We start from the raw sequence: 24632 nt of genomic DNA on the forward strand, positions 1-24632 counted from the left end.
GCGCCGCACGCGCGTTCCCGGCCGGTACGAGCGGCCGGCCGCCATGCGGGCCGCCCTCGGCGACCGCGCCGGGGAGGCCGGCCTGGTCGCCGGGTACCGGGCTGCCGTCGAGGCGAACACCGCCGCCGCCATCCGACGCGCCACCCGACGCGTCGTGGCCCAGGCCACCGCCCGGCCCGCCCGGGTGGAGGTCGGCGGCGTCGACCTCACCCCGTACCTCGCCGGCGATGTCCAGGCGGCCGGGTCGCACGAGCACCGCCGACTGGAGCCGCCCCCCGCGCCGCTGGCCACCGTGGAGAGCGCCGTCACCGCCGAGCGGGTGGAGCTGCACGAGGCGGCCGGCAGCATCCGCGAGGCCAAGCCCGGCGCCGGCGGCGTGTACGTCATCGACGTGATCCGCTCCGGGTGGAACACCAGCGGCAGCCGCTACTACTCCGCCGCGGTGCTCGAGCGCGATGTGCCCAAGGTGTACCCCAAGGGCACGCAGATGTTCATCGACCACCCCGGACGGTCCGAGCAGGACGAACGGCCGGAGCGGTCCCTGACCACGCTCGCCGCCGTGTTCCTGGAGGACCCGTGGCCGGTGCGGGAGGACGGCGGCGGGGTGGTCATGCGGACCACCGCCCGCGTGTTCGCCCCCTGGCAGACGTTCATCGCCGAGGCGTGGGCGCACATCGGGGTCAGTATCAACGGCAACGGCCACGGGGAGTACGGCGAGGCGGAGGGCCGACACGGCCTGGTCCTGGAAGAGCTGACGTACGGCCAGAGCGTTGATTTCGTCACCAAGCCGGGCGCCGGCGGCCGCGTCGTCGGGCTGCTGGAGTCGGCGCGGGAAGCCGCCGCGTCACCGGCCGGCCGGGCCGCGGTGCTGCGCGAGTCCGGGTCGCTGGGCGCGTACGTGGAGTCCCGCATCCACCTCGGGTTCACCCAGCTCGCCGACGAGCTGTACGGGGAGGGTCGGGTCACCCGCGCCGAGCGGATCACCCTGTCCAGCGCGATCGGGGACGCCCTCGGCGTGTTCGTCGCCCGGGTCGAGGCCGACGCCCCGCAGGTCTACCAGCGGGGCCGCTGGTCGGCGCCCGACGGCGTCACGGACACCGCCGAGGCCGCCGCGGCCCGCACCCGGGAGGCCACCGCCGAGGAGCAGGCCCGGGCGCTGTCCGACGCCCTGGCCGCCGCCTATGGCGGGAAGGACCGCTACTGCTGGACCCGCGACTACGACCCCGACCGGGGCGTCGTCTGGTTCGAGGCCGCCGTCAACGTCGGCGACGGCCCGTCCGAGCACCGCACCTGGCAGCAGTCGTACCGCCGCGGCGACGACGGCCGGGTGGAGCTGCTCGGCGACCGGGTCGAGGTCCGCCCCCGCACCGTGTACGACCCGGTGCGATCCGACGGCAGCACGGCTGCCACCACCGAGACCACCGCCGGCCGCCGGCCGGCGGGCAGCGAGACGGGCCCCGCGCCCGACATCACCGCGAGGGAGAACGACATGGGCGACAAGAGCCCCGAGGTCGTGGCGCGCGAGGCCGCCGAGGCGCAGCTCGCCACCGTGACCCGCGAGCGCGACGAGACCCGCGACGAGCTGGCCCGCTACCGGGCCGGGGAGACCGCCGCGCCGATCCTGGACAGCCTGCTGGCCGAGTCCAACCTGCCGGCGCCGGCGCAGGCCCGCGTGCGGGCGGAGTTCCCGGCCGCGGCGCTGCCGCTGACCGAGTCCCGCGCCCTGGACGAGCCGCGGCTGCGTGTGCTGGCCGAGGCCGCGATCAAGGCGGAGGGCGCGTACGTCGCGCAGCTCGGCGAGTCCGCCGGCGTCGGCCGGGTCACCGGCATGGGCGCCGGCGCGGGCGCCGGCACGGGCGCCCCGTCGGGTGCGCTGCCGGCCGCGTTCGGCACCACCCGCACCGCCGAGTCGGCGGGCCCCGACCAGGCCACCAAGGAGGCGCTGGTCGACATGTACAAGCGGCGGGGCATGATCCCCGAGGCCGCGCTGGCCGCCGCGACCGGGCGCAACTGAGCGCCCGGGCATCGGCCGAGACACCAGAAAGAGAGGTAAGGACCGATGGCAGTTCGTGACTTCCAGGTCCACGAGGTCGGCGACCAGCTCTACCGGAAGCTCACCCAGCCCGCGGCCGGCGGCAAGGTCGGCGACCCGGGGCTGGTCGGTGACCGGCCGTGCGTGCTGCTGACCGACCAGGACGCCGCCGGCGCCGCGACGGTCAAGTTCAACGGGTCGTACCGGCTGTCCGTCAAGGGCGAGAACGGGGCGGGCAACGCCGCGCTCGCGGTCAACGCGCCCGTCTACTACGACGCGGCCGCCACCCCCAAGATCAACGGCGACAACACCAACGGCGTGCGGTTCGGCACGCTCGTCGAGGCCGTCGCGTCCGGCGCGACCGCCACGGCCGTCGTCGACCTCCACGGCTGAGAAGGGGCCACAACCACCATGACGATCACCGCACAGCGCCCCACCAGCAGCCACTTCGCTGCCACGGTGGAGGCGATCGACGCGCGGGGCAACGACATCCGCGCCATGTTCGGCGGCGGCGGCATGACCGCCGTCAGCCGCTCCACCCGCGAGGCCGGCGTCGCCCAGTACGGCCGCCCGCAGTGGGAAACCATGGTCCTCGAGGCCGAGCGCTTCGTCGACGAGATCATCCGGGGCCGCCGCGGCCTGCACCAGTTCGCGGAGGCCATGTCCACCGACCTGTTCCCGGCCCTGTTCGGGGACAGCCTGGACCGGCAGCTCTACGGCGCGTACACCGCCGCGCCGACGACCTGGCGCAACTACTGCCGCCGGGCGCTGGTGAACGACTTCCGCGAGGTGAAGCGGTTCGCCACCAGCGGCATCCGGGGGCTGCTCAAGGAGACGCCGGAGCTGTCCGAGCACGAGCGCCGCACCCAGGACGAGCGCGAGTACAAGTACGCCGTGAAGAAGTACGAGGCCGGGTTCGGTCTGTCCTTCGAGGCGATGGTCAACGACGACCTCGACGCGTTCGCGCGGCTCCCCCAGGACCTCGCCCAGTCGGCCGTCGACTCCGAGGAGTACTTCGCCACGAGCCTGTGGGCGGGCCCGTCCGGCCTCAACACGTCGTTCTTCACCGTCGGGAACGACAACATCCTCACCGGCAACCCGGCGCTCACCCGCACCAGCCTCCAGGCCGCGATCACCAAGCTGATGAAGCGGACCGACGAGCGGGGCAACCCGATCGCCGTCACCGCGGTCGAGCTGGTCGTCGGCCCGGGTCTGGCGCTCCAGGCGCAGGAGATCATCGACGCCACGGAGTACCGGGTCATCGGCCCGGGCGGCAACATCACCATCATCAGCGGCAACGGCGTCGCGGCGAACCTCCGCCGGTCGGTGAACTTCTGGCTCCCGACGGTGGCCAGCACCGCCAACGCCGACACCACGTGGGCGGTGTTCGCCAACCCCGACACCAGCGGCCGGCCGGCCATCGAGGTCGGGTTCCTCCGCGGCTACGAGCAGCCGGGGCTGTACGAGAAGATCCCCGACATGCGGCGGATCGGCGGCGGCGAGGTGCCGTGGTCGTTCAACCACTCGCAGCAGGAGAAGAAGGTGCAGCACGTGTTCGGCGGCACCTTCGTCGACCCGCGGATGGTCGTGGGTAGCGACGGCAAGGGCTCCTGACCGGTGGCCCGCACTCAGCGCGGGCCGTCGTTCGCCGAGCGGGTCGCCCGGGCCAACCTCACGCCGCAACAGGCGGAGAACGCCCGGGCGACCCTGCTGCTCACCGAGCTGGTCGACGAGTTGTGCGACCTGATCCACGAGCAGAACGGCCGCATCGCCGAGCAGAACGACCGGCTGACCGAACAGAACGCGCTGCTGACCGACATCCGCGACGGGCACGCCGGCACCGTGGTGCACAACCACGGGGCCGCGCCCAGCGGCACCAGCAAGGGGAAGGGAGGGGATGGAGACGTGCAACTCCGCGAGCCCGCGGTGCCGCCTCCCGACCCCGACGAGGACCCGGGCCGCGCCGGCGGCGGCGGGACCGTGGCCGACCCGGCCGCCGGCAAGCCGGCCGCCCGGCGCCCGGCCGCCAAGGCGACCGCCGGTAAGGCGCCGGCCAAGGCCACCACGGCCGCGCGTCGCAACGCCGGCGGCAAGCCGGCCGCCGGGAAGTGACCCGCGCCGGCGCCGGCGACGCTGCGGCCGCCGGCGCCGGCGCGCCACACCACAAGGGAAAGGCGGGAGCATGGCGCGGGAGCTGTGGATCGGCGGCCGGTTCGTCGTCGAGTGGGACCTCGGCACGGTAACCGACGCGGTCGTCGCCGGCGCCGTCCAGCGGCCCGGGACTGACACCCCGGCGGCGATGACCGTCGAGCACCAGGACGGGACGAGCGTGTGGCGCGCGTCGTACGTCCCGCCGGCGGCCGGCACGTACGGCTACCGGATCACCGCCCAGGTCGACGGGCAGCCCGCCGACGCGACCGGCGGAACGTTCGTCGTCAGCCGGGACACCACCGGCGCCGAACCGATCACCCTGGACACCGCCGAGCCGGTCGGGCGGGTGCGGCTGCTGATCACCGACACCGACGAGGCGTTCCCGCTGTTCACCGACGCCCAGCTCGGCGCGCTGCTCGCCATGGAGGGCGACAACGTCAAGCGGGGCGCCGCCGCGGCACTGGAAACGATCGCGGTGTCCGAGACCCTGATCGGTAAGAAGATCACCACCCAGGACTTGTCGACGGACGGGCCGGCGGTCGCCAAGGCGCTGCAAGACCGGGCGCGGGCGCTACGGGAGCAGGCCGACGGGGAAGCCGGCGCCGTCGCCGACCCGTACGCGTACGGGTTCGACTTCGTCGACATGCCCGCCGTCGGCACCCACCCCGGCGTCGACTGGTAACCCCTCTTTCCATCTGCGAAAAGAGGAAGCCCGGCGCTGTTCGCGCTGGTCAACCCCACGCCCACACCCGCCCGGGTGTGGGCGTTCGTCGTGCGGGCCCACCCGCGTACGTGAGGAGACAGCATGGCCGAGATCCTGGCCAAGCAGCCCGGCCCGGACGGTGTCGCCGCCGGGCTGGCCGCGGCGGCCGCCGGCGACACCGCGAAGACCGGCAACCACCGGGCGCTGCTGGTCAACAACGGCAGCGACGATCCGATCACCGTCACGATCGCCGTGCCGGGCAAGACCGCCACCGGTGAGGACGTGCCCGACAACGTGATCACGGTCGCCGCGTCGGAGCTGCGGGTGATCCCGCTGCTGCCGCTGTACGCCGACCCCGAGGCCAACCGGCAGGCCGTCATCACCTGGTCGGCGACGGCCAACGTCACCCGGGGCGTCATCCAGCTATGACCGGGCCCGCTGGGCGCGGCCGCCGCGGCGGGGGGTGAGCTGGTGCCGCTGCGTAACACGAGGTTCATCCACCCGCGGTGGCGGCCGCACCACGAGCCGGCGGTGCTCGGCACCATGACCGCCCGGTTGCGGCTGTCGAAACCGGGCCGCCTCGGCGTACGCGACCCGGTGACGGGTGCGACGCCGAAGCTGCCGCCGCAGCGCTACTACGAGGGGCCCGGCCGGGTCCAGTCGCAGGGCGGCACCAGCCCGGCCGGGTCGACCGGGGAGCGGGATCTGTCGACCGCCGCGTACCTGGTGGCCGTGCCCGTCGACCTGGTCGACGCGTCGGTGGTGCCCGTACCGGCCGGGGTGCTGCCCGAGCTGGGCGACCTGGTCGACGTGCTCGACGCCGACGACCCGCTGCTGGCCGGGGTGCGTTTGTACGTGACGGCGGCGCCGGGCGCGTCGATTGTGCTCCAGCGCAACCTCGGCGCCGACCTGCATCCGCCGACGACTCCCGGGGGGTGAGCCGTGGCGAGCGTGTGGGTCGAGGGCATCGACGAAATGAACACCATCGCTGAGGAGCTGAGGGTCAAGAACCACCGGATCGGCCGGCAGGGCGCCGCGGTGGTGAAGGCCTCCGCCTATCAGGTGGAGGCGCTGGCGAAGCTGTTCGCGCCGGTCCGCACCGGTCACCTCAAGAGCACCATCGGCCCGCCCGACTTCACCCTCCACATGGGTGGCGGGGTGCTCGAGGCGGCTATCTCCGCGACCGCCCGGTACGCGGTGTACGTCGAGTGGGGCACCCGGAACATGGCGCCGCGGGCGTTCATGGGCCCCGCCCTGGACCGCGTCGGGCCCCAGTTCGCCGCGGCTGTCGCTGCGATCTCCGACCCGTTCGACGGCGGCATGGTGGGGGTGCGTGGCGGTGGCTGACCTGGAGCCCTCGGTCGCGCACGCCGCGGCGATCGTCGCCCTCGCCCGGGCCGGCCTGGACGCCATGGGGTCGGCAGTCACCTGCTACCTGGACGACGTACCCGAGCCGCCCGCGTTCCCGTACGTCGTGTTCTGGTCGGCGCCGGGCACCCCGGTCAGCGAGGCGGAGCGGATGGCCGGGTGGGGGCAAGAGGTCGAGACCGTCACCCAGGCCACCGTCGCCGGGCTCACCCCCACCGACGTGCTCGGCGCGGTCGACCGGCTCGCCCTGGCCCTGCACCGCCGGAAGCCGACCATCGCGGGCCGGCAGGTCGGCGACTTCCAGCTCGACGGCGCCGCGGCGCGACCCGACCGCGACCCGGTCCCGACACCGGAAGGCCAGGTGGTTTGGACGACCGTCCTGTTCTTCCGGCTCATGTCCAGCCCTACCAGCAACAGAGGAGCGTGACCCCGGCATGGCCGACGACACGACAGACACCACGCCCGGGGCGTTCCCGGGTGCCCTGCGCACCGGTGAGGACGGCAGCGTGCCGGACCTCGGCGGGCGGCGGGCGTGGGTGTGGATGCAGGACACCGACGAGGGCGGCGCCGGCCGCTTCGACGTGCGGTCCGACCGGGTCGACCTGTGGCGACGTAAGGGCGCCACCGTCGTCCCCGACTACCCGATCAACTTCGGGCCCGCCGGGCGGACCGCGAAGGCCCGCCGGTCGTCGCGGCCGGCCGTCGCCGAGGAGCCCGCCGAACCGGCCGTCGACCCGGGGCCGCCGCTGCCCTACCCGACGGCCGAGCAGACCACCGACGGTGAGGAGCCCGCCGCCCCGGCCCCGCCCGTCGAGGAGCCCGCCGGCGACGAGCCGGCCGGCGACATCCCCCCGGCGCCCGCCGGCGGAGAGCAGTCCGACGAGACCGCCGGCGAGCCCGCCGGCGGTGACACCAAGACCAGAAGGGGCGGGCGCCGATGACGCAGCCGATTCCCGCGAGCGTCAACACGAACGGCACCATGCTGGCGCTGTTCGTGCCGACGTTGGCGAACTACCTGTCCGGGGCGAGCGTGGCCGAGCTGACCGCCGGCGCGGTGCTCGACATCACCTGCTACCTCACCGGCGACGGTCTGACCACCGAGACCAGCGAGAACAACGTCGAGGACGCCCGCCTGTGCTCGAAGCAGGTTTTCGAGAACCGGGGCGACTTCACGCAGACGATGGAACTGACGTACGTGTTCAACCAGTCCAGCCCGTCCGACGACGAGGCCCGGCTGGCCCTCGCGGCGGGCACCCGCGGGTTCATCGCGCTGCGGTGGGGCATCGACTCGGAGGTGCCGGTCGCCGCCGGGCAGGAGTTCGACATCTACCCGGTCGAGATGGGCAAGCAGCGCAAGCGCACCCCCGGCCGCAACTCCGTGCACGCGATCGTGCAGAAGCCGTTCATCGTCGGCGCCGTCGCCGAGGACGTGCCCGTCGCCGCGTAGCCGGCCCGGGCCGCTAGTCGTGCCGGTCCGCGTACCTCCGGGCGGGGAGTACGCGGGCCGGCACCCTGCTTTTCCCCGCCCACCCCGCCCGGATCATCCGAAGGAGAGGCCACGTGGCCGAGCAGACCGGCGCCCCGATCGTGGGCACCAGCGACGACGACTTCGACGCCCTGGTGGAGGGCGCGTCCCTGCCCGAGCAGGCGGTGCGGCTGTGCCTGGACGGCAAGCTGCGCCGGGAGTACGAAGAGGTCAAGGACCGCATCGACAAGCGTGACGCCGCCCGCAACGCCGCGGCGGCGGCCGCCGCGCTCGGGCAGGACGACGTGCGGCTGTCCAGCAAGGCTCCGGCGGCGCCGGAGCCCGCCGAGCGTGACCCGGAGCAGGACCGGCTCGACGAGCTGGTCGAGAAGATGCGCGCCAAGCTGGTGACGTTCATCGTGCGGGCGCTGCCGTCCACGGACTACAACCTGCTCCTGCAGGCGCACCCGCCGCGGAAGGACGCGACCACCGGGCGGATTGACCCGCGCGACTACAACGGCTACAACTCGGCGACGTTCGTGCCGGCGCTGGTGCGGGCGTGCATCGCGGCGCCGACGATGACCGACGCGCGGTGGGCGAAGCTCGAACCGGTCCTCACCGACGCCCAGTTCGACCGGCTGTGGACCGCGGCCGCCGAGGTGAACCGGCGAGACGAGGACATCCCTTTCTAGCGGCGAGGCTCGGCGCCAACCCGGAGCTGCGGCGGCGGCTGACCGCCGCCCGGCAGCTCGGCGCCAGCCTCAAACGCTTCGACGGGTGGGAGCCCCGCCAGTACACGAAGGTCACGGCGTGGACCGACGACGGCCGGCCGGCGGCGTGGGTGACCCGCACCGAACCGGAGTGGGACAGCCGGGAGCGGTCCCTGATGCTTGCCCTCCAGCACTGGGAGGGCGGGCTGTGCCGGCGGTGTGGTCACCACCTGGACGAGACCATGGATCCGGCCAACGACCAGGACAACCCCGAGTCGGCGCATGGGTGGGTCGCGGATGGGCCCGACGAGTGTTTCGCCTGCAAGGCGCTGCACCGGGCCGAGGAGCGGCAGCAGAAAGACGAGTCGACGGCGCACCTCGCGTCGTACTCCATCTGGTCGGCGGTGCTGGTCGCCAAGAAGCCGCGGTCGATGCGGCGGCGCCGGTAGAGAGGGGCGGCCCCCGGCGGACCGGGGGCCGACTCCCGAAGAGGCCCGCCGAGCATAGACGAGAGGGGCGGCGGTGACCGAGCGGAACGTGACCGTACGTCTGCGGATGGTGGCGCGGGACTACATCAGCGGCGGCACCGAGGCCGAGCGGATGAGCCGGCGGGTCGCTGCCGCCCAGCAGGAGATGGCCAAGTCGTCGCGCGCCGCCGGCGACGCGATGGACCGCAGCAGCCGGCAGACCGAGGCCGCCGGCCGGCGGACCGAGACGACCAGCCGCCAGTACGAGACAGCCAGCCGCCGATACGAGGCCGCCGGCCGCCGGTACGAGGCGGCGGGCCGCCGCCACCAGCGGGGGATGCTGTACGCGGCCGCCGGTGTCGCCGCGCTCGGCGCCGCCGGCGGCGCCATCAAGATCCTGCCCGGGGTGCTGTCCGCCACCGCCGTCGCCGGCGCCGCGCTGCCGCCGATGCTGCTCGGCACGGCGCAGGCCGGCGGGGTGCTGATCACCAGCCTCAAGGGCGTGGGGAAGGCGTCCGGGGAGGTCCTCAAGAGCGACGATCCGTTCGCTGGGCTCGGCCGTAACGCCCGCGCGGTCGTCGCCGAGGTCAAGCGGTTGCAGCCGGCCATGTCGGGGTTCCGGCAGGGGCTACAGGACCGGACGTTGGACAACGCGGCCCGCAACCTCAACGCGCTGGCCACCGATGTGCTGCCCCGGGTGCGGGGCAGCCTGTTCGACCTCGCCGACGACTGGGACGAGGCGTTCACGCAGATCACCGCGTCCGTCATGGACCCGAGCTTCACCGCGGCGTTCCGGACCGCCGGCGCCGGCGCTGACTGGTTCTTCGACCTGTTCAACGCGCGGATCCCGGCGACTGTCCGGTCGATTTCGACGCTGGTCACCAGCGCCGACCCGCTCGCCCGCGCGTTCGGTCAAGGGCTGATCAACTCCCTGGACCGGTTCAACGCCAAGGTCGAGCGGGCCGCCCGGTCGGGTTCCCTCGAGGAATACTTCCGCCGCGGCGCCGAGGGCGCCGGCCTGTTCATGGACATCGCCGGCGACGTGCTCGCCCTGACCGGCATGGTCATGTCCGAGGTTCAGGCGCAGGGCGGCACCCTCGCCGACACCGCGGCGTCGCTGGACCGGTACATCGCCAGCGGCCGGGCGTCCGGTGACGTGGCCGGCATCGTGCACACCCTCACCACCGCGTACGAAGGGCTGCGGGACGTGCTCGGGCCGCTGGGCGCGATCGCCCGCGACGCCCTGGCCGACCCGGCCACCGCCGACGCGCTGCGCACGATGTTCGACGTGCTCGCCGCTGGTTCCCGGGTGCTGCAGGTGGTTTTCGGGTTGTTCCAAGGCCTCCCCGACACCATCCAGGGGACTGTGCTGGTGCTGATCGCCGGCGCGGTGGTGGCCGGGAAGTTGACCAAGGCGCTCGGGTTGATGCAGGGCGCCGCCGACCGGGCCGCGACCTCGCTGGGCCGTACGGGTGTCGCCGGTGAACGGGCCGGTCGTGGGCTGCGGGGCGCCGCGGCTGGTGCGGGGAAGGCCGCGGCCGCGCTGGTCGGGCTCCAGGTCGCGGGGGCGGTGCTCGACCAGTTCGATGGCAGCGCGCCCAACGTGGAGGCGCTCGGCCGCGCCCTGGAGGAATTCGGCCAGAAGGGCAAGATCGGCGGCGAGCTGGACCGCCTGTTCGGCAACGACTTCGAGAACATGGGCAAGATCGCCGGGGCCGCCTCAGACAGGTGGCTGCCCAAGCTGGGGCGGTCCATCGAAGCGCTGGTCCCTCCGGTCAAGAACCTCAACGAGATCTTCCAGGGCGGGTCGTGGACCGGCAGCGTCGAGCGGATACAAGCGCTCGACGCCGAGCTGGCCGCGTACGCCCGCACGACCGGGGACCTGACCGGCGCCCAAGACCTGTGGAATCAGGCCTTCAACGCGTCCGGGCTGGACATGGTCGAGTTTGCGAAGCTGCTGCCGTCGTCGACCGCCGAGCTGGACAAGCTGCGGGCGTCGGCGACGACCGGGGCGGCGGGGATGGCCGCGACCGGTGAGCGGGCCAAGCTGATGGGCGGCAGCTTCCGGGAAGCCGCCCTCGCCGGTAAGGACCTGGCCACCACGATGGACCTGATCAACGGGAAGACGATCAGCGCCGTCGAGGGGCAGATCCGCCTCGAGGACGCGTACGACACGGCCAAGGACGTGGTCGACGAGTACGGGCGGGTGACGAAGAAGGGCACCAACGAGATCAACCTCGGCACCGAGGCGGGCCGCAAGAGCATGGAAGCCCTGATCGGCATCCAGAAAGCCGCGACGGAGGCCGCCGACGCCGAGGTTAAGCGGACCGGGGACACCCAGGCGGGGATCCCGATCCTCAACTCCGCCCGCGACAAGTTCATCGAGCTGGCCACCAAGATGACCGGCTCCGCCGCGGCGGCGACCGCCCTGGCGGGGGAAATCTTCAAGATCCCCGACAAGGACGTCAAGGTCGACGCGAAGACCGAAGACGCGATCGCCAAACTCCGCGACGCCGGCTACGAGGTCAAGGTGCTGCCGGACGGGAAGGTCGTGATCGTCGGGGCGAAGACCGACGAGGCGAAACGGCGGCTCGCCGAGGCCAAGGCCGCGGTCGACCGGATCAACAACAAGACCGTCACCGTCACCGTCCGCACGAAGATCGCCGGCGGGAGCCTCGCCGGCAGCTACCACGTCAGCGGCCCGGGTGGGTCCGGCACGCTGACGAAGGACGCGAAGGGCGGCGTGCACCTGCCCCGGGCTCAAGGCGGCTACTCGGTGCCGTACGGCCGGCCGATCGCCGCGGCGTCGGGGCTGGTCCGCCCGGACATCTACCCGGCCAGCGATCCGCCGTTGTACCAGTTCGCCGAGCGGGAGACCGGCGGGGAGCTGTTCCTGCCCCGCAAGGGCATCGACCGGGAACGCGGGCGGGCGCTGCTGGCGATCGCCGCGTCGTGGTACGGCGGCATGTTCATGCCGATGCGCCGCGGCGGAGTCCGGGCGGCCGCGTCGGGTCTGGTCAACGTGGAGGCCGCGCCGGTCGCGCCGTCACCGATCACTGCGTCCCGGCTGGACTACGCGCAGGCGTACCTGCGGGCCCGCGACGCCGTCGCCGCCCTGTCGGCCGCGCTCAAGGAGAACGGCCGCTCGTTCGCCCTCTCCACCGCGAAGGGCCGAGAGAACCGGTCGGCGGTCTACGCGGCCATCCAGGCCGCGCAGGACGCCGCCCGCACCAAGTACGACGAGACCGGGTCGGTGAAGGCGGCCAACAAGGCGTACGACGAGCACATCGCCCGGCTGCGGGCGACGCTCAAGCAGCAGAAGGTCAACGCGTCGACCATCAACTCGCTGCTCGCCCTGGCGCAGCGGCCCGACTTCACCACCTCGGCCGCGCCGGCGGCGCCGTCCAACTCCGGTACCTACGTGGCGTGGGCGCGGGCGGACATCGCCGCGAACGCCGGGTTCGGTGACCTCGCCGACCGGATCAGCCTCAACCGGCCCGGCGTGGACGTGGGCACCGAGGGCGGCCGCGACAACCTCGCCGCGGTGCTCGACTTCCTCGGGCTCGCCGAGACGGGCGCCCAGTCGCTGTTCTCCCTGACCGGTAACGCGGGGGAGGCCACCGCGCGCTACAACGGGTACCTCGCGCAGCTCCGCGCGATCCTCGCCAAGGCCGGCTGGCCGTCGGCGATGATCGACAGTGTGATCCGCACGTACGGGCGGATCACCCTCCAGCGCAACGAGCGCGGCGGCGTCTACATGGCCGCCGGCGGTGGGCTGGGGATGCTCGGCGCCGCCGCGATCTACCCGGGCGGCGCGCAGCCGATGTACGGGTGGGCGGAGAAGAGCACCGGCGGGGAGCTGTTCGTGCCCCGCCTCGGTGAGCGGGCCCGCGGGGAGCGGCTGCTGGCCGTCGGCGCCGGCTGGTACGGCGGCCGGTATGTGCCGGCCGGCCAGTCGAGCGGCGGGCAGACGACGGTCAACAACAGTCTCACCGTCAACAACCACGGGCGGCCGCTGACGCTCGGCGAGCTACAGGGCCACCAGCGGCAGCTCGACGCCCGCGCCCGGGTCGGCCGCAAGGGCTGACCCGTCATCTCGTAACACCCGACACCGGCCGGCCCCTGCCCGAGGGTCGGCCGGTGTCGCGCGATCCGACCAGGACCCCGCCCTGGGCGGGCCGGCACGTGAGGTGGTGGTGGCTGATGCCGCTGTTGGTGGGCGCTCTCGTCACCACTCCCCCGCCGCCGCCGGCGCCGCCGCGGCCGCCGGTGGTGCGGCCGACGCCGATCAACCCCGGCGAGTACGTGCCCACGTTCATCGACCCCGACGGCGTCGAGTGGGCGATGAATCCGCCCGGGCAGGAGTTCTTCACCCTCAACGCGGTCACCGGCTACGGCATCACCCCCGTCGAGCTGATCACCCGGCCGGACCCGCGTGGCGGTGTGGTCGTCGCCGGCGTGCGGGACCTCCCGCGGACGCTGGTGTGGCCAGTTCGGATCCGGGACCGCACCCACCTCGGGTTCCTCGCCCGGTGGCGGGCCATCGGTGACGCGCTGGCCAAGACGAAACGCAAGGGCCCCGGCCTGTTCCGGCTGACCCGCCCGGACGGGTCGGCCCGCGAGGTCCTCTGCCACTACCAGGGCGGCATGGAAGGCGAGCCCGGCGGCGGGTGGCTCGACGACACCCCTGAGTTGTCGCTGCTGGTCCCGGACGGGCACTGGCGCGCCCCCGAACCGATCAAGATCCCGTGGTCCTCCGGCGACGTGGACGACTACTTCGCCCCGTACCCGATGATCTCGTCCGGTGACGTGCTGGGCGACGCGGTGACGGTCACCAACCCCGGGCAGGTCGAGGCGTGGCCGACGTGGCGACTGGAAGGCCCCGCCACCCAACTCGTCGCCACGAACAACACCCGCGGCCAGGCGTTCACCATCGCGCATGACCTCGGGCCCGGCGAGTACCTGGACATCACCACCCGCCCCGGCCGGGTCACCGACCAGGACGGCGAGCCGGTCATGGGGGCGCTGGTGCGGCCCGGGTCGGTGCTGTGGCGGCTCGACCCCGGCGCCAACGACCTCGACTTCGCCGTCACCGGCGGCGGCCCGGCCACCCGGCTGACCCTGTCCTTCTACCCGCGGTGGGAGACCGCCTAATGGGCAAGTGGGGGCCGGCGCCGATGCCGGCGGAGTACACCATCTGGATCACCAACGACCAGCTCACGCCGATCTCCGACCAGGTCGACGACTGGACGTCGATCTCGGTGACGCTGCGGTTCAACGAGGTCGGCACCGGGGAGTTCACCGCGCCGGCGTCGCCGGAGCTGGTGGCCGCGGTCCGCACCCCGCGGGCGCGGGCGGTCATCGAGCGCAACGGGCGGATCCTCATCGCCGGGCCGATCGAGTACGGCGGCTGGCTGGACTGGACCGCCGAGCGGCACGGCTTCGACGGGTACGGGGACCTGACCGTCCGGTTCGCCGAGGACCTGGCGCTCATCGCCGGCCGCCTGTCCTACCCCAACCCGGCGGCCGCTGCGTCCGACCAGGACGTCGCCCGGTGGGAGCAGACCGGCACCCCGGAGGTGCTGATGCGGGCGCTGGTCAACGCCAACGCCGGACCGGGCGCGCTCACACCGCGGCGGATCCCCCGGCTGGTCCTCGGCCCGTCCGCGGGGCTGACCGGGTCGGTGACCTGGTCGACGCGTTTCCAGCCGGTCACCGACGACCTGCGCGGCATCGTCGCGCTCGCCGGCGGCCGGGTCGGTTTCCGCACCCAGCAGGTCGGCACCAACATCGAGTTCGGGGTGTACGCGCCGACCGACCGCACCGACCGGATCTGGTTCTCCCGGTCGGCGGGGAACCTGCTCGGCGTCAAACACGAGCCGGAGGCCCCGAAAGCCACGGTCGGTATCGGCGGCGGGAAGGGCGCCGACGCGTCCCGGATCATCGTCGAGCGCGGCGACCCGGGTGACTGGTGGCGGCTGGAAACGTTCGTGGACGCCGCCGGCGCCGAGAACCTGACCGCGCTGGAGGCCGCGGTCGACGAGGACCTGGCCGGCGGCGCGGAGGTGCAACGCCTCGCCGTGGTGGCCGCCGACATCCCCGGCCAGCAGTACGGCGACTACGAGCTGGGCGACCTGGTCGCCGTCGAGGCGTACGCGGGGCTGCCGGACGTGCCGGACATCGTCTCCGCGGTCCAGTTCGACGCGACCCCCACCGACGGCGAAACCGTCAGCCCGGTCATCGGCGTCGGCTCCGCCCAGATGCTCAACCCCGCGGCGGCGCTCCAGCGCGACATCCTGCGCGCCCTGTCCCGGCGGGGCGCTTTCGTCGAAATCCCGACCACCACTTAGGAGGGGCCGTGGCTGACTACGCCTACCCGACCGTCGCGCACAACGCCCGGGTCGTCACCCCTCGGGAGTACGAAGACCTGACGTCGCCGCAGGCGGCCGACGGGCTGATCGGGTCGCCGTCGCTGCCGGCGCTGGTGTACGCCGATTCGTCGCTGCTCGGGGTGAAGATCCGCGCGAACCGGGCGGCGCTGATCCGTGGTCTGCGGTGGGAGTCCGGCGACACCGAGCGGTCGCTGCCGGTGGACCCGAACACCACGCCGGGTACCACCCGCAAGGACCTGGTGGTGCTGCGCCAGTCCCGCAACCCGTGGAACGCCACACCGGTCGTGATCAAGGGAGCGCCGGCGGCGAGTAACCCCGTCACCCCCTCCCCCACGTACGGGGAGGACACCTCCACCGGGGTGTGGGACCTGCCGCTGGCCGAGGTGACGATCCCGTACAACGACGCGGTCACCGACGCCGCCCAGTGTGTCCCGCGCGCCTGGTACGTCGGCAAGGACGGGCAGATCATCTGCACCAGCAGCACCCGACCGCCGCACGAGCCGGGCCGGCGCTGGTTCGAGACGGACACCGGCCGGGAGATCCTCTCCACCGGCTCGGACCTGATCGTCGTCGGCGACGACTCCGGCAACCTGGCGCTGCCGCTGGTCAACACGGCTGGCGCGGCGCTCGGCTGGTCGGCGGCGCTCAACAACCTGCGCCGCCGCAACGGGTGGGTGTACCTCCAGCTCTCGCCGCAGCGCACCGGCGGGAACGTGCCCGCGAACACGTACGTCGACCTGGGCACCCTCCCGCCCGCGTTCCGGCCGCCGTTCGCCATCGAGTCCGGGGTCTCCGCCAGCGGCACGCAGGGCCGCCTGTCGATCCGCTCGGACAACGGGCTGGTTCAGGCGTACCTCTACGGCGGTTTGTCGACGTCGAACTTCATCCTCTGCCAGCCCATCGCCTACCCCGCCATCTGGTCTTAGGAGGACCCCTCTGTGGCTCGCTATTGGTTCGGCGCCGGCATCTCCGACTGGGGGATGACCACCGGCGACGGGGTGACCCTCCCGGGTGTCGTCGCCGCTGAGGCCGTCATCGTCGGCGGCGTCACCGTCACGTTCTGGAATGCCCGCACGGGCGGCACCCGCTACACCGACCTGCGCAACGAGGCCGGCTCCGCGGTCACCGCGGTCACCGCGTCCAACGGCACCGACGGGTTCGGGCTGGGGCAGATCCCGCCGGTGCAGGGCCCCGACAACGTGCGGAAGATGTGGGCCAGCGCGGGCGACGGGCCGCGGGCGCTGCTGATCGGCCAGGTCGACGCGGTCGACCGCGCCGGCGACACCATGACCGGGGCGCTGGTGCTCGCCGATGGTTCCCGGGCCGCGTCGGAGGCGTACGCGGTGTCCAAGGCCGGCGACACCATGACCGGGCCGCTGTCCGTGCCCACGCCGACCGCGGCGGCGCACGCGGCCACCAAGGCGTACGTGGACAGCGCGGTCGCCGCCGGTGGTGGTGGCGGCGGGTCGGTGGCGTGGGAGGCGGTCACGGGCAAGCCGGCCACGTTCCCGCCGTCCTCGCACGGGCACAGCATCGAGCAGGTGTCCGGGCTGACGGACGCGCTCAACGCGAAGGCGGCGACGGCGCACGACCACCTCAACCGGGTCGCCGGCTACCGGTGGACCGGCACCACGTACGTCGTGGCCAGCGACGCCCGGCTGTTCGCGGGTCCGGTCGACCCGGCGAGCCTGGGGCTCACCGTGCCCGACGGGTCGGTGTGGATCGACACGAGCGGAGGCGCGTAGGTGGCAGTCGCAAAGGTCCGGCAGGGCGGCGCGTGGGCGCTCGCAGACGCGGCCGGTAAGGCGTGGGTCGGTGGGATGGCGGTCGGCTACGGGCCCGACGACGAGACACCCACCGAGACGGTGTCCCTGTTCACCGACCAAACCCCGGCCAACCCGTCGTGGTCGGAGCCGAACAGCGCGCTCACCCTCGGCACGGTCATCAACGTCAACACGCCGGGGCAGATCACCGGCGGGCGGTGGCTGTTCCCCACCACCATCCCGGCCGGCATGACCGCCACGTACGTGCTGTACGACAACCTGACCGGCGCCCAGCTCCGGCGGGTGCCGTTCAGCAGCCCCACCGCCGGGGCGTGGAACGTCGTGACGTTCGCCCCTTACCCGGTCGAGGTCGGCGCGTCGCTGGTCGCCGCGGTGTACCTGGCCGGCGCGGCCGGCACGGTCGCGTACCCGTTCCGCGGGGAGCTGTTCGCCTCGGTGGGGATCACCAACGGGCCGCTGACCGGGCCGCGGTCCAACGACGAGCCCCGCATCCTCGGCAACGGCCGGTACGTGCGCGGCGACGCCTACCCCGACCAGTCGTACAACGCCACCGGCTACTACGTTGACGTGCTGCACGAGGCCGTCGTCGTCGGCGGTGGCGGGGACCTGGCGCTGGTCAACCCGGACCGGCCGGTGCTCTCCGGCCAGGCGGTGTCCCTCGCCGGTATCGCCGCGACGGACCTGGCCGGCGGGGAGACGCTCGCCTCCTACTCCTGGTCGGTGCGCTCCGGCGGCGGGTCGCTGTCCAGCACCACGGTGGCGGCGCCGACGTACACCGCGCCGGCCGGCGCCGGCGTCGCGGTGGTCCGCGCCACCGTCACCACGTCGGCGGGCCGCACCGGGTGGCTGGACATGCGGGTCGGCTACGCCTCCACCATCGTGGCGGCGGAGAACGCCCTGCCGGGCACCGCCCGGTCGACGTGGGACCTGCCCGTCGGGGAGCTGGGCGGCATCGCCTCCCTCCAAGGGTTCTGCGACGGGTTCAGCATCAACAGGGACGAGACCGCGAACTTCAAGATCGGCCAGTCGGACGGGGTCGGCTGGTCGGCGGAGCTGTACCGGCTCGGCTGGTACGGCGGCACCGGCGCCCGCTGGTACGCCACCCTCACCCCGTCCGGTCCGCAGCTCGCCGCGAGCCAGGCCCAGCCGGCGCCGGCGGACGTGGACCCGGACACGACGCTGCCGTCGGTGGACTGCGCGGCCTGGTCGACGACCCTGACGTGGACGCCGCCGGCGTGGACGCCGTCCGGGGTGTACGTTCTGCGCCTCAACCGCACCGGCGGCGGGGCGTCGCACGTCATGTTTGTGGTGCGCGACGACGACCGGGCCGCGGCGCTGATGATGATGCCCGCCGACTCCACGTGGCAGGCGTACAACGCGTTCGGTGGGCTCGGCGCCAACCTGTACGGCGGCAACAGCCTCTACTACGGGGTGGCGGTCAACCAGTACCACGAGGACTGCGCGCGCTACGTCAGCTACAACCGGCCGGTCGTCAACCGGGGAGCGTGCGACCCGGGCCGCTCCTACGGGGCGGTGGAGTGGAGCAACTTCTTCACCGCCGAGTTCCCGATGCTGCGGTTCGTGGAGCGCAACGGCATCGACGTCAAGTATTACGCGTGCCTCGACGCGGCCGGAGACCCGGACGGGGAGCTGCTCGGCAACGTCGGGGCGGCCATGTTCGTCGGCCACAACGAGTATTGGAGCGACAACATGCGCTCCGGCTGGGAGGCAGCCAAGGCGGCCGGCGTCCACGTGTTCTCCTCGGCCGGTAACGAGGTTTTCTGGCGGCTGGTCGGCAGCGACGCCGACGCCGGCGGGCGGCCGCGCACGTGGGAGTGCTACAAGAGCACCATCGGGTCGCGGGGCAGCCTCGCCCGGCCGGAGTGGACGGGCACGTGGCGCGACCCGGACGGCGCCGGCAAGGGCGGCGACCAGCCGGAGAACACGCTCACGGGGACGATCTTCGTGGTCAACGGGCCGGATTTGCGGTCCCTGGTCGTGCCCTACGACGGCGGGTTCTCGGCGTCGCCGCTGTGGCGACACACGGCGGTCGCCTCGCTCACCGCCGGGCAGGTGTGGACCAGCCCGGGCCAGATCCTCGGGTTCGAGTGGGACACGTGGGGCCCGGACGGCACCAACAGCCCGGGAGCGGCGTACCTGGCGGACCCGCACCCCGACGCGGTCTACGCGTCCAGCGCCACGTACGACATCCCGTCCGGTCTGCTGCTGACCGGGCCCGGCGACGAGTACGAGGCCGCCGGCTGGGCCAACCACCGGCTCGTCATCCACCCCGGCGGGGACGGGGCGATCGCGTTCGGCGCCGGGACCGTCAACTGGGCGCTCGGCCTGGACAACGCCAACACCTACCAGCAGGGCGGCGACAACACGTCGCCGGTCCTCCAGCAGGCAACGATCAACATGCTGGCGGACATGGGCGCCGAGGCCGTGACCCTAATGCCGGGGCTGACCCTGCCGACGCCGGTGGAGTGGTTCGACGACGGCGGGTCGGGGTCGGTCGAGTCCTGGACGATGGCCACGCCGGCGGGCAGCACCGACCACAACGAGGGCACCTGGTTGACCCTCGGCACCCGGTTCGCCTCCACGGCGGACGGGTCGTGGACGGGGATGCGGGTGTGGGTCACGCCCACCGCTCCGGCGGGGTCGCCGCGGATCGTGGCGTACAACGACGACACCAACACGCGGATCGGGTTGCAGACGTACACCGAGCCGGCCCTGCGGGGCCGCTACTTCGACGTCGAGTGGGACACCCCGATCCCGATCGTGGCCGGGGTGACGTACATGGCGGCCGTGCACACCACCCGCTACGGGTACAGCGCGGTCACCGGGCTGACGTTGCCGCTGCGGTCCAGCTCGGAGCGCCTGTACTCGGCCAGCGGCGGGGTGCCCCTCGCGGAGTACCGGTACGGGACCGAGGTCAACGACGCGCCGCCGGACGACGAGTCGGCGAACTTTTTCCACGTCGCACCGATCGTCACCTACACGTGACGGGCTGGTGGGATGTGCTGGTGGGAGGGGTGAGGGCGTGCCGCTGATCATCGGTGCGGCGGAGCCGGAGCGGGTTGTGGCCGTCCAGCTTGACCGGCGGGCCGCCGGCGAGCTGGACGGGCCGGTCCGGTTCCGTGTCCTGGTCGACGGGCAGCCGGCCGCGGTGGCCCCGGACCCGGCCGACCCGTCGTGGTGCCTGGCGACGCCAGAGACGGCGGCGGATCGACCGTGAAGCGCGGGCCCTGGGCGGTCGCTGGCAACGGCGAGCGCGTGGGGGTGGGCGGCCCGCGGTGGCCCGGATATCGACCAGCGGTAACGTTGGGCGGGTCGCCGAGCGCGGGTGATCTTAGCGGCAACTCGCCGGTAGATATTGCCCGCGTTGGGTGATTGAATGGGCAAATTCTGCGGCCCGGAAGACCCCCGCCGGAAGATCCGCACGGCTGTACGATTCCGGTCGACTCTCCCGGATGCTTGAGCCGCAACAAGCGCCCGGGCCACCAGAAACGTCACCTGGACGCGCGCAGACGGCCCCGCCACCGGTCCCGCCTACGGGACGGCCGTGGAAGTTTCATGTTGCAATGGCGGGGCTGTCTGCGATCTATCTCCATAGGGGGGGACGGCGGCGAGAACGGCGGGGGGCTTGGAGAGCGCGCGGCAAGCACAGACCCAAGCCCCCCACCGACTCGCTGCCCGGCGGCCGGGCCGTGAGGCCCGGGGCCGCCACGGGTGCGGGGATGGCGCGGGTCGGACCGCGTCGTCCCCGCACACCGGCAGTTCTGCGGGTAACTCGGTCAGCAGGGATAACGGGCGCGGCCCCCATAGGCCTTGGCTGCCCATCCCAGCCGTGGCCGTGCCGCGTTCGTTGTCCATGCCGCCGCAATGCGTAACGGGTCGGATGGTGGTGGCGGTGCGTTCGTCGATGTTCTCCGGCCCGTCCGGGGGGAGAATACCGCCCGCCCGGCTTGAATGGCGGGTCGGGTTGATTACAGATGAGTATGCACCGGCGGGGCGCCTCGCGTGGTGACCGTCTCGCCCTTGGGTAGGGGTGGACGGTCACCGCGCGGGGCGCCCCGCCGTTTTGTTTCTACAGGTCAGGCCCGGGGCGTCGCGGTGAGACGGACGGCGACGACGGGGCCGGGGACCGGTCGCCCCTCAACCCGGTAGCCCTCGGCGTGGAGCGCCGCTTCGATCCGTCTCGCTGCAACGTTGTCACACACTGTGACCTGCGCGGATCCGGGGTGACCGTCGACCGGGTCGACGATGACGCCGGCCCGTCCGGTGTGGTTGGTGACGATGCGTCGAACGCCGGCGACCTGGAGCTGGGCGAGGGTGCGGGGCACGTCGACCGCCTCGGCGGGCATACCGCGGAGCACCAGCACGTCGAGCATGACGGCGAGGGTCTCACACGGGCCGGCGCAGAGGGGCTCGCCGCAGGTGCACACGTCGCACAGGCAGTGGCAGTGGCGGGGCGCGTCGCCCGGGTCGACGGGCGCCTGCCCGGTGCCGTGGCAGTACGAGCAGTCGGGCCAGGGCCGGCCGGTGCCGGGCATCGACACGTGCATGAGCAGCAGCTTGCGCACCAGGGCGCCCATCTCGCCGCGGTCGCCGATGACGGCGGCGTAGAGCAGGGTCATGGCGTCGGCGTGGCCGACGTTGAGGGCGTCGCCCTGGAGGCGGTCGCCGATGAGGAGCCGGTCGCCGAGGTCGTTGACGCGGACGGCGTACCGGCCCGGCGGCAGCGCGGCCGCGGCGACGGCGTCGAGGAGCGCGCCGGCGGGGCACAGGTGGTGGCGGCCGCGGCAGGTGTCGGGGTGTGTGACGGCCATGGCGTCGGCGGCGGTGATCGTGAGGGTGTGGTCGAACACCGGCTCGGCCGGTGGCGCGGCGGGCACGGCGCCCAGCATGCGGCTGCTCATCCTCGGTCGGTTCCCTTCGTCTCGGGCGGGGTGGTGCCGGCGGTGGTGGTGATCGGCCCCCACCTGCCGTTCAGCGCTTCCCAGGGGCGGATTTCGGCCGTCTTGGTGTCGATGTAGATCCAGCCGCCGCGGTGGCGGAACCAGGGCTCCCCGTCGCGGTCGTAGACGATGACGACGTCGGGGCCGGGTTCGTCGCTGCGCGGCGTCGGCGGGGCCGCCTCGGCGCCGTTCACTGGGCGGCGCCCGGCGGGCACGGGTTGAGCTTGACGGCGGCGCGGAACATGCGGGCGGCGTCGTCGAGGAACGCGGTGAGGTCCAGGACGTCCTGGCCGCCCTCGGCGTACTCCACGTCGTACAGCTCGATCAGCCGGGCGAGGGTGTGCCGGGCGTCGATGACGGCCTGGACGCCGGCGGCGAGCGCGTCGGCGAACTCGCCGCGGCGCTCGACGATCTCGTCCTCGTGGGCGATCACCCGAAGCTCCCGGTCGACCAGGTCGCACGCGCGCTCGATCGCCTCGGGGGTGCCGCCGAGCTGGACGCCGAGCAGGTCGGCGGTCTGCGCCTGCGCGCCGGGCGGCAGCTTCCGCAGGAAGTGATACAGCGCCTGCGGCTCGGTGGGGATGGGCTCGGCGGCGGGGGCCGGGGTGTCGGTGTCGGTCATCGGGGTCCTTCCGTCTCGGGGGTCATGCGGCCCGGCCGTAGTCGACGGCGGGCGGGTCGTCGGTGGGTGCGAGAGCCGCCTCGAGGACGGCGCGGCGGCGCGCGTACTCCGTCTCCGGCACGTCGCCGGCGGCGGGGGTACGGCGGCGGGTGGCCAGCTCGGCGAGCACCAGCGGCCGCGGCACCTGGCGGCGCTCGCGGGCGAGCGTGTCGGGCGGGCCGAACCGCTCGGCGAGCAGGTCGGCGGTGAACCGTGCGGCGGCCTGGTCGGCGAGCGTGGCGGCTACCTGACCGCCGAGCTGCTCGGCGAGCAGGTCGGCGGCGTCGGCCGCGGCGGATTCGTCGAACCACGGCGGCTGTTCCATCCAGGGGGGCAGCGTGCCGTGCGCCCACGCTGCCCCGATCCCGGTCTCCATGTCGGCACCCCTAGAAGGAGATATCGATCTCGGCGGGGGCGCCGGTGCCGATGAGGGCGAACGCGTCGATCTGCGCGGTGAGGGAACGGCGGGGCCGGGCGGGCGCCGGGGTGGCCGGCCGGCTGGCGCACGCGGCGGCGCCGAGCAGGGGGCGGGCGGTGGTGGCCGGGCGGCGCGGCGCCGGCGCCGGCGTGACCGGACGCGGGGCGGGCCGGCGGGCCGGGCGGGCGAGGCGGGCGGGCATGTCGTCGCCGCGGCGGAGGATCTCGTCGCGGAGGACGGTGCGGCCCATCGGGAGGAGCCAGCCGCCGGCGATCTCGCGGCGGCGCTGCCCGCGGATGGTGACGGTGACGCGGACCAGTCGGGCCCAGCCCCACTTCTCCAGGTGGATGAGGGTGCCGCGGCTGGCCTGGGGGCCGGTCTGGTGGTCGCCGCCGCGGTAGATGAAGCCGCCGTTGGTGGTGATCGCCGCGCGCATGGCCGCGTACACGGTGGGGCGGATGCCGTCGGTGGTGGGTTTGGTGGCCAACGTGGTGCTCCCGTCTCGGTGGGCGGCCGGTGGGGTGTCCAGTCCCGCCGGCGTGCTACTCACCGCGACACTACACGACGGGGAAATATGACGCCACGGGTTGTGGCGTGGTTTCCTCGCGCCCGGTAAGGTTGGCGGCGCTGGCGGGTGTTTGGACGCGCCTGACCAGCCGAGACGCGAGACAGGAGACACGACGCACGATGGCCGCACAAACCATCGCCAGACCCGGGCCCGTGGCCGTACCGGCCGCGCCCGTCCTGACCGGAACCGATCAGCCCGACGAGCCGCCCACGTGCGAGCACCGGGGCTGCACGTCCGGTGAGCCCACCCGCCCGGAACCGCTGCTGCCCGGCGGCCCGGTCCGGCCCGCCCGATGGGGTGGCGCCGGCCCCGGCCTGGCCGATATGCACCGCCCGTGCCCGGCGGGGCTCGACCTCTGCTGCGGCCGCTGCGGCTGCCGGGGGGAGTGACCATGGCCGGCACACCGACCGGGGTGAACGTGGCGCGGCTACGCGCGGTCGACCGGCCCGAGGTGGTGTCCGCGTTCCTCGGCGCACGCGTGGACGTGACCGTCCAGTGGGGGCAGACCGCCGAGCAGCGCACCGAGCTGCACGGCCGGGCGGTAGCGGTCGCCTCGGTGTTCGGGGAGCCCGGCGTGATGGTGCTGGTGCTGCACGCCGACGACGGCCGGACGTGGGCGCTCAAGCTGACCCGGCTGGCGCGGATCGCCCGGGCCGAGGGCGGCCGCTAATTCGATAGCTACCGGTGGTCGGGCATGGACGACCCGGCCACCGGCCGATCCGAGACGAGGAGCAAAGAGATGCGGAAGACGGTGATAGCCGCGGCCGGGGTGCTGCTGGTGCTGCTCTGCGGTATCGGCGCCGGCGCGGTTACCCGGCAGGACGGGCAGGCCGAGACCGAGCCGGCGACGCGCGACGGTGGCGCCGCCGGCGGTGTGGTGGGACTGCTCGCCGTGGTGCTGGTCGCCTGGTGGCTGGTCCGCCGGTCGCGGCGGCGTGGCTGACCGGGGGGT

The 24632-nt window shown here is 73.5% G+C and carries 27 protein-coding genes; 22 read left to right on the forward strand and 5 right to left on the reverse strand.

Annotated elements, in window-relative coordinates:
• From ACIBTV_RS27345 to ACIBTV_RS27440, 20 genes are all read left to right on the forward strand, one after another.
• Positions 1–2014, forward strand: a 2014-nt coding sequence (locus ACIBTV_RS27345) for a hypothetical protein (protein ID WP_396709410.1), incomplete at its 5' end; no start/stop codon positions are given.
• 45 nt (positions 2015–2059) lie between these two features.
• A complete protein-coding gene (locus ACIBTV_RS27350) occupies positions 2060–2425 on the forward strand; it encodes a hypothetical protein (RefSeq protein WP_396709412.1) in 366 nt (121 codons plus the stop codon).
• Between the two features lie 18 nt (positions 2426–2443).
• A complete protein-coding gene (locus tag ACIBTV_RS27355; protein ID WP_396709414.1) occupies positions 2444–3646 on the forward strand; it encodes a Mu-like prophage major head subunit gpT family protein in 1203 nt (400 codons plus the stop codon).
• A gap of 3 nt (positions 3647–3649) precedes the next feature.
• The gene (locus ACIBTV_RS27360; protein ID WP_396709416.1) at positions 3650–4144 is read left to right on the forward strand and encodes a hypothetical protein; all 495 of its coding nucleotides are present in this window, start codon (positions 3650–3652) and stop codon (positions 4142–4144) included.
• A 70-nt stretch (positions 4145–4214) separates the two neighbouring features.
• A complete protein-coding gene (locus tag ACIBTV_RS27365) occupies positions 4215–4865 on the forward strand; it encodes a hypothetical protein (protein WP_396709418.1) in 651 nt (216 codons plus the stop codon).
• A 123-nt stretch (positions 4866–4988) separates the two neighbouring features.
• Positions 4989–5315 carry a hypothetical protein gene (locus ACIBTV_RS27370; RefSeq protein WP_396709419.1) on the forward strand — a complete coding sequence of 109 codons (327 nt, stop codon included), beginning with the start codon at positions 4989–4991 and terminating at the stop codon, positions 5313–5315.
• A gap of 42 nt (positions 5316–5357) precedes the next feature.
• Positions 5358–5825 carry a DUF6093 family protein gene (locus ACIBTV_RS27375; protein ID WP_396709421.1) on the forward strand — a complete coding sequence of 156 codons (468 nt, stop codon included), beginning with the start codon at positions 5358–5360 and terminating at the stop codon, positions 5823–5825.
• Between the two features lie 3 nt (positions 5826–5828).
• On the forward strand, positions 5829–6233 hold the full coding sequence (locus ACIBTV_RS27380; protein WP_396709422.1) for an HK97-gp10 family putative phage morphogenesis protein: 405 nt from the start codon (positions 5829–5831) through the stop codon (positions 6231–6233).
• Positions 6226–6681, forward strand: coding sequence for a hypothetical protein (locus ACIBTV_RS27385; RefSeq protein WP_396709424.1), 456 nt, complete (start codon positions 6226–6228; stop codon positions 6679–6681). Before ACIBTV_RS27380 ends, ACIBTV_RS27385 begins: the two co-directional genes overlap by 8 nt.
• A 7-nt stretch (positions 6682–6688) precedes the next feature.
• On the forward strand, positions 6689–7195 hold the full coding sequence (locus ACIBTV_RS27390; RefSeq protein WP_396709425.1) for a hypothetical protein: 507 nt from the start codon (positions 6689–6691) through the stop codon (positions 7193–7195).
• Positions 7192–7701 carry a hypothetical protein gene (locus ACIBTV_RS27395; RefSeq protein WP_396709426.1) on the forward strand — a complete coding sequence of 170 codons (510 nt, stop codon included), beginning with the start codon at positions 7192–7194 and terminating at the stop codon, positions 7699–7701. Before ACIBTV_RS27390 ends, ACIBTV_RS27395 begins: the two co-directional genes overlap by 4 nt.
• Before the next feature lie 113 nt (positions 7702–7814).
• Positions 7815–8411 carry a hypothetical protein gene (locus ACIBTV_RS27400; RefSeq protein WP_396709428.1) on the forward strand — a complete coding sequence of 199 codons (597 nt, stop codon included), beginning with the start codon at positions 7815–7817 and terminating at the stop codon, positions 8409–8411.
• Entirely contained in the window at positions 8360–8878 is a 519-nt protein-coding gene (locus ACIBTV_RS27405; RefSeq protein ID WP_396709429.1) for a hypothetical protein, read from the forward strand. Before ACIBTV_RS27400 ends, ACIBTV_RS27405 begins: the two co-directional genes overlap by 52 nt.
• A gap of 73 nt (positions 8879–8951) precedes the next feature.
• The gene (locus ACIBTV_RS27410; RefSeq protein WP_396709431.1) at positions 8952–12983 is read left to right on the forward strand and encodes a hypothetical protein; all 4032 of its coding nucleotides are present in this window, start codon (positions 8952–8954) and stop codon (positions 12981–12983) included.
• A gap of 116 nt (positions 12984–13099) precedes the next feature.
• Positions 13100–14050 carry a phage distal tail protein gene (locus ACIBTV_RS27415; RefSeq protein ID WP_396709432.1) on the forward strand — a complete coding sequence of 317 codons (951 nt, stop codon included), beginning with the start codon at positions 13100–13102 and terminating at the stop codon, positions 14048–14050.
• On the forward strand, positions 14050–15246 hold the full coding sequence (locus tag ACIBTV_RS27420; protein WP_396709434.1) for a hypothetical protein: 1197 nt from the start codon (positions 14050–14052) through the stop codon (positions 15244–15246). The genes ACIBTV_RS27415 and ACIBTV_RS27420 overlap by 1 nt, the downstream gene beginning before the upstream one ends.
• A gap of 8 nt (positions 15247–15254) precedes the next feature.
• Positions 15255–16214 carry a hypothetical protein gene (locus tag ACIBTV_RS27425; RefSeq protein ID WP_396709435.1) on the forward strand — a complete coding sequence of 320 codons (960 nt, stop codon included), beginning with the start codon at positions 15255–15257 and terminating at the stop codon, positions 16212–16214.
• Positions 16215–16226: 12 nt separating this feature from the next.
• The gene (locus ACIBTV_RS27430; RefSeq protein WP_396709436.1) at positions 16227–17033 is read left to right on the forward strand and encodes a hypothetical protein; all 807 of its coding nucleotides are present in this window, start codon (positions 16227–16229) and stop codon (positions 17031–17033) included.
• Entirely contained in the window at positions 17034–20078 is a 3045-nt protein-coding gene (locus ACIBTV_RS27435; RefSeq protein WP_396709437.1) for a N,N-dimethylformamidase beta subunit family domain-containing protein, read from the forward strand.
• A 37-nt stretch (positions 20079–20115) separates the two neighbouring features.
• On the forward strand, positions 20116–20310 hold the full coding sequence (locus ACIBTV_RS27440; RefSeq protein WP_396709439.1) for a hypothetical protein: 195 nt from the start codon (positions 20116–20118) through the stop codon (positions 20308–20310).
• A gap of 859 nt (positions 20311–21169) precedes the next feature.
• Here ACIBTV_RS27440 and ACIBTV_RS27445 read toward each other — a convergent pair.
• Genes ACIBTV_RS27445 through ACIBTV_RS27465 form a run of 5 tightly spaced genes read right to left on the reverse strand, consistent with a single transcriptional unit; the run spans position 21170 to position 23662 of the window.
• The gene (locus ACIBTV_RS27445; RefSeq protein WP_396709440.1) at positions 21170–21994 is read right to left on the reverse strand and encodes a hypothetical protein; all 825 of its coding nucleotides are present in this window, start codon (positions 21992–21994) and stop codon (positions 21170–21172) included.
• Positions 21991–22227 (reverse strand): hypothetical protein, encoded by a 237-nt coding sequence (locus tag ACIBTV_RS27450; RefSeq protein WP_396709442.1) that lies wholly within the window; start codon positions 22225–22227, stop codon positions 21991–21993. Before ACIBTV_RS27450 ends, ACIBTV_RS27445 begins: the two co-directional genes overlap by 4 nt.
• A complete protein-coding gene (locus ACIBTV_RS27455; protein WP_396709444.1) occupies positions 22224–22655 on the reverse strand; it encodes a hypothetical protein in 432 nt (143 codons plus the stop codon). The genes ACIBTV_RS27450 and ACIBTV_RS27455 overlap by 4 nt, the downstream gene beginning before the upstream one ends.
• 22 nt (positions 22656–22677) lie before the next feature.
• Positions 22678–23070, reverse strand: a complete 393-nt coding sequence (locus tag ACIBTV_RS27460) for a hypothetical protein (protein WP_396709445.1) — start codon at positions 23068–23070, stop codon at positions 22678–22680.
• A gap of 10 nt (positions 23071–23080) precedes the next feature.
• A complete protein-coding gene (locus ACIBTV_RS27465) occupies positions 23081–23662 on the reverse strand; it encodes a hypothetical protein (RefSeq protein WP_396709447.1) in 582 nt (193 codons plus the stop codon).
• A gap of 409 nt (positions 23663–24071) precedes the next feature.
• Between ACIBTV_RS27465 and ACIBTV_RS27470 the strand changes: the two genes are divergently transcribed.
• Entirely contained in the window at positions 24072–24350 is a 279-nt protein-coding gene (locus ACIBTV_RS27470; RefSeq protein ID WP_396709448.1) for a hypothetical protein, read from the forward strand.
• A gap of 69 nt (positions 24351–24419) precedes the next feature.
• Complete coding sequence (locus ACIBTV_RS27475) at positions 24420–24623, forward strand: hypothetical protein (protein ID WP_396709450.1); 204 nt, start codon at positions 24420–24422, stop codon at positions 24621–24623.
• Positions 24624–24632 lie beyond the last annotated feature (9 nt).

It is taken from the genome of Micromonospora sp. NPDC049366 (genome assembly GCF_044466625.1).
Classification (GTDB): Bacteria; Actinomycetota; Actinomycetes; order Mycobacteriales; family Micromonosporaceae; genus Micromonospora.